The 3,839-nt window shown below is 57.8% G+C and carries 5 protein-coding genes and 1 pseudogene; all 6 read left to right on the forward strand.

What is annotated here, in order from left to right; translation table 11 throughout:
- Nucleotides 1-118: 118 nt before the first annotated feature.
- On the forward strand, nucleotides 119-970 hold the full coding sequence (locus APA10_RS11255; RefSeq protein WP_035367683.1) for an HK97 family phage prohead protease: 852 nt from the start codon (nucleotides 119-121) through the stop codon (nucleotides 968-970).
- Nucleotides 971-1,039: 69 nt separating this feature from the next.
- The gene (locus tag APA10_RS11260; RefSeq protein WP_035367685.1) at nucleotides 1,040-2,278 is read left to right on the forward strand and encodes a phage major capsid protein; all 1,239 of its coding nucleotides are present in this window, start codon (nucleotides 1,040-1,042) and stop codon (nucleotides 2,276-2,278) included.
- An 11-nt stretch (nucleotides 2,279-2,289) separates the two neighbouring features.
- Nucleotides 2,290-2,934 carry a head-tail connector protein gene (locus APA10_RS11265; protein WP_174714376.1) on the forward strand — a complete coding sequence of 215 codons (645 nt, stop codon included), beginning with the start codon at nucleotides 2,290-2,292 and terminating at the stop codon, nucleotides 2,932-2,934.
- Nucleotides 2,931-3,278: a hypothetical protein gene (locus APA10_RS11270; protein WP_035367687.1), complete on the forward strand. Its 348-nt coding sequence runs from the start codon at nucleotides 2,931-2,933 to the stop codon at nucleotides 3,276-3,278. Before APA10_RS11265 ends, APA10_RS11270 begins: the two co-directional genes overlap by 4 nt.
- Entirely contained in the window at nucleotides 3,253-3,663 is a 411-nt protein-coding gene (locus APA10_RS11275) for a hypothetical protein (RefSeq protein ID WP_003628631.1), read from the forward strand. Before APA10_RS11270 ends, APA10_RS11275 begins: the two co-directional genes overlap by 26 nt.
- Nucleotides 3,660-3,839, forward strand: a pseudogene (locus tag APA10_RS11280) (hypothetical protein); the annotation flags it as partial. The gene APA10_RS11275 and the pseudogene APA10_RS11280, both read left to right, overlap by 4 nt.

Raw genomic sequence — 3,839 nt, forward strand, 5'->3', positions numbered from 1 at the left:
CAGATGATCCCGCTGACAGATGTGGGCAAGGTTGGCATGCCACCGACATTGCAGCCCGTTACCACCCCAGCATTCCAACCACAGTCGCAACCAGGCGGCACGATAGGAGATCCGGACGATGATTGACGGCATGGAAGTCTGCGCCGTTCCGTTCGAGTATAAAGCCATTACCGGTTCAGATGGTGAAAGCGGCCATGTGGAAGGTTACGGCGCTGTTTTCGGCAATACGGATTCACATGGTGATGTGATCCTGCCGGGGGCTTTCGCCAAATCCATTGCTGAGCGCAAGGCGCAGGGCCGTGTTCTGCCCATGCACGTCATGCACGGATTTTTCGGCGGTGATGGCGTGCCTGCTGGCGTGTGGAATGACGTGGCGGAAGACAGCAAGGGCCTGCACGTCAAAGGCAAGATATCCGGCACCAACACGGATGCCGGGAAACTGCTGTATGAGCGCGTCAAGGATGGTGCGCTGGGTGGTCTATCCATTGGCTTCAGCATCCCCAAGGATGGCGCAGTCAAAATGACGCAGCCCACAGGCCCGCGCCGCCAGATCAAGCAGGCCAATCTGTATGAGGTCAGCCTGGTGGATGATCCCAGCAATGCGCAGGCCCGTGTCACGGATCTCAAACGGCGCTGGGGTGATGCCTTCAAATCCACAGTGCAGCCAACGGTTGCCGTGCAGGCGCTGGAAGCCGCGCTAGGCATTTATCAGAAATCCCTGAAAGGGAACGATGCCCCCACGGCGCAGGAACGCCAGCAGCTTCTGGGGCATTTGCAGGATGCCTATGAAGCCCTGACAGGCCAGCGCATGCCCGAAGGCATGAAGCAGGCGCTGCAGGATGGGAAAATCCCCATGCTGCCGGAGCTGAAATCCGTAACGGCTGGCCTGATGGCCGTTGTGCGTGGCGAGGATACACCCAAGCCCGGATCTTCTTTGGTGCCACCTGGTCTTTCCGGTTTTCGTCTGTGATCTGACAAAACCGCTTTTCATTCACCCACAGCCGCCCATTGAGGCGGCTTTTTTTATGGGAAAAACCTGATGTCTGACGAAAACGAATACAAAAACGCCATCAAGCAGCTTTCTGATGCCACGGATGAGGTCAAGAAGTTTGCTGAAACGTCCAAGGCCGAGCTGAAAAACCTTGGCAAGGTCACGGATGAAACCAAAGCCAGTGCAGACAAGGCGCTGACTGCCCTGACCGAAATGTCTGCCCGCGTGACGGAACTGGAGCAGAAATCATCCCGTGGGAATAAGCCGACAGAACAGCAGCCCCAGAGCATCGGGCAGAAGTTCGTGGCGTCTGACGAGGTCAAAGCCGCCATGGAACGTGGCACCAGCTGGAAGGGCACTGTGCAAGTGGAGATGAAAAACATCACCTCTGCCAGTTCCACTGGCACATCTGGCACTTCGGCGCTGGTTGTGGCAGATCGCCAGCCGCAGATCATTGCCCAGCCTAACCGGCGGCTGGTCATTCGTGATCTGCTGATGCCTGGGAACACGCAGTCCAATTCCGTGGACTACGTCAAGGAAACACTGTTCACGAACAATGCTGATTTCGTGGCAGAAAACCCCGGCAATGCGTATCCGCAGTCGGATATCAGCTTCTCCCTGAACACGCTGCCAGTGCGCACCATCGCGCATTTCGTCATGGCGTCCAAATCCATCCTTGCTGATGCACCGCAGTTGCAGACCTACATTGATGGGCGTTTGCGCTATGGCCTTGCTTACAAGGAAGACCTTGCCTTCCTGAATGGGGATGGCACAGGCACCAGCATTCTGGGGCTGCTGGCACAGTCCAGCAAATACGAGCAGCCTGCAGGCGTGACGGTAAAAGGCGAGACGATGATTGACCGTCTGCGTCTGGGCATGTTGCAGACCACGCTGGCAGAATATCCGGCAACCGGGCATATCCTGAACCCGACTGACTGGGCCAGCATTGAACTGACCAAGGACAGTGTGAGCCGGTATGTATTCGCCAATCCCATGGGCATGGCTGGCCCGGTTCTGTGGGGCCTGCCGGTAGCAGAATCTCTGGCCATGGCGCAGGGCAAGTTCATGACCGGGGCCTTTAGCCTTGCGGCGCAGTTGTTTGACCGTGAGGACGCCACAGTCTCCATTTCCACCGAAGACCGGGATAACTTCGTGAAAGGCATGGTGACCATTCTGGCGGAAGAACGCACCACGCTGGTTGTTTACCGTCCGCAGGCCATTATCAACGGTGACTTCACCGGCATTGATACGGCTGCACCGACTTCTGGCACCACCACTGGCCACTGAGGAACAGAGCAATGAGGCGTACTGTGCAAATCAGTGCGCCAGCAGCTCTTCAGTCGTTGGCGCTTCTGGATGATCTGAAAGCGGATCTCAGTATTTCCGATAATACGCAGGACGCAGAGTTGACGCGGCTGCTGCTGGAGGCTTCGGCAAAAGCCCTGAAGTTTATAGGCAGGCCTCTCATGCAGGCAGGGTGGCAGGACACGTTCATGGTGCGGCCAGATGCCGCACAGGACGTGCTTTGCCTGGGCCGCTATCCTTTGGTCAGCATTCAGTCATTCTGCGTGGGAGAGCTTTCTCTCACGCCGGAACAGGTCAAGGAACTTCCTTTCGATCCTGATGCCGCCATGGTGTATCCGCCTGATGCCAGAATGCCGGGATGGATGCCAGGGATCTATACCGTCCAATATACGGCCGGATATGTCTCACCAGGCACGGAAAACGCAGGCACGAATGTCGTGCCGCAGGATCTGCAGGAAGCCATACGGCTTACTGCGGCGGCCATATGGTATGCCAAGGGGCGAGATCCCAACCTGAAATCGGAAAGCGAGCAGGGGGTGGGTTCCACCAGTTGGAATGCACCATCCGCCGGATCTGGCGGCATGCCACAACCTGCGGTGGATATCCTGACAAGCTATCAGGCCGGGGGCATCGGGTGAGCTACCGCACAGAACGCCGCCGCCGCCAGATCATGGCCAAAGGCCGCCAGATGGTGCTGTCCAGGGCAGGCGGCACGGCCAGCGTTACACTGATGGCCTACGCACCGCCCGCACAGTCTGTCCAGATCACGAACGACATGGCGCAGGCTCCATTCGTGGCACAGATCATGGCGGATGCGCTTTCCGGTTACGGCATGCCTGCCCAGGACGACCGGGTGCAGGACGGCCCCAAAACCTACACGCTGACAGATGCGCAGCCCGTTTACGATGGGCCAACCGTCTGCGGCTGGACATTGATTGCCGCAGGAGGTGAGACGCATGACAACGCCAGCAGTCTTCTCTGATGCCTGGACACGCGCACAGGCCGTTGCTGACACCCAGAAGCTGAAACTTCTGGATCCGGCAGGCCAGAACATCACCGTGCCAGATGGCCCGTATTGGGTGATGGAAACGGCGGCCGGATTGGCAGACCGTGCAGGCGCAGGTGAGCCGGTAGATCTGGAAGATGGTACCATCTGGCTGCATCTGATGGTGCCCAAGGGCACGGGAACGCTGGAAGCTCTGGAATTGCGCAAGGCCATGTCCGTGGCCTTCAGGCAGGCCACAAACCTGCCAACGGGCATCATCTACCTTGGCCATATGTTTGATCCGCCAGATCTGAGCCAGACCGGCAACCGTGTGCGGTTTTCTCTGGGGATCAACTATCAATATCAGGACATTCTGACATGAAATTCTTCCCGCTTTACGAAACGGCTGCCAATTCTGGAACTTTCCAGCTGGGATCAGTAGAAATTGATGCGGATAGCACGTCCGCCGCTGTGGCTATTGCTGAACAGAACGCCCCCGCAGGGTGCCGCACGGCTGTATGCCCATACCGTTCTCTTTCTGGGCTTCCAGAAAGTCTG

It is taken from the genome of Acetobacter pasteurianus subsp. pasteurianus LMG 1262 = NBRC 106471 (assembly GCF_000285275.1).
Classification (GTDB): Bacteria; Pseudomonadota; Alphaproteobacteria; order Acetobacterales; family Acetobacteraceae; genus Acetobacter; species Acetobacter pasteurianus.

Coding starts and splice junctions, on each gene's coding strand:
- APA10_RS11265 (WP_174714376.1), top strand. CDS start 2,290: ATGAGGCGTACTGTGCAAATCAGTGCGCCAGCAGCTCTTCAGTCGTTG.
- APA10_RS11275 (WP_003628631.1), top strand. CDS start 3,253: ATGACAACGCCAGCAGTCTTCTCTGATGCCTGGACACGCGCACAGGCC.
- APA10_RS11260 (WP_035367685.1), top strand. CDS start 1,040: ATGTCTGACGAAAACGAATACAAAAACGCCATCAAGCAGCTTTCTGAT.
- APA10_RS11255 (WP_035367683.1), top strand. CDS start 119: ATGATTGACGGCATGGAAGTCTGCGCCGTTCCGTTCGAGTATAAAGCC.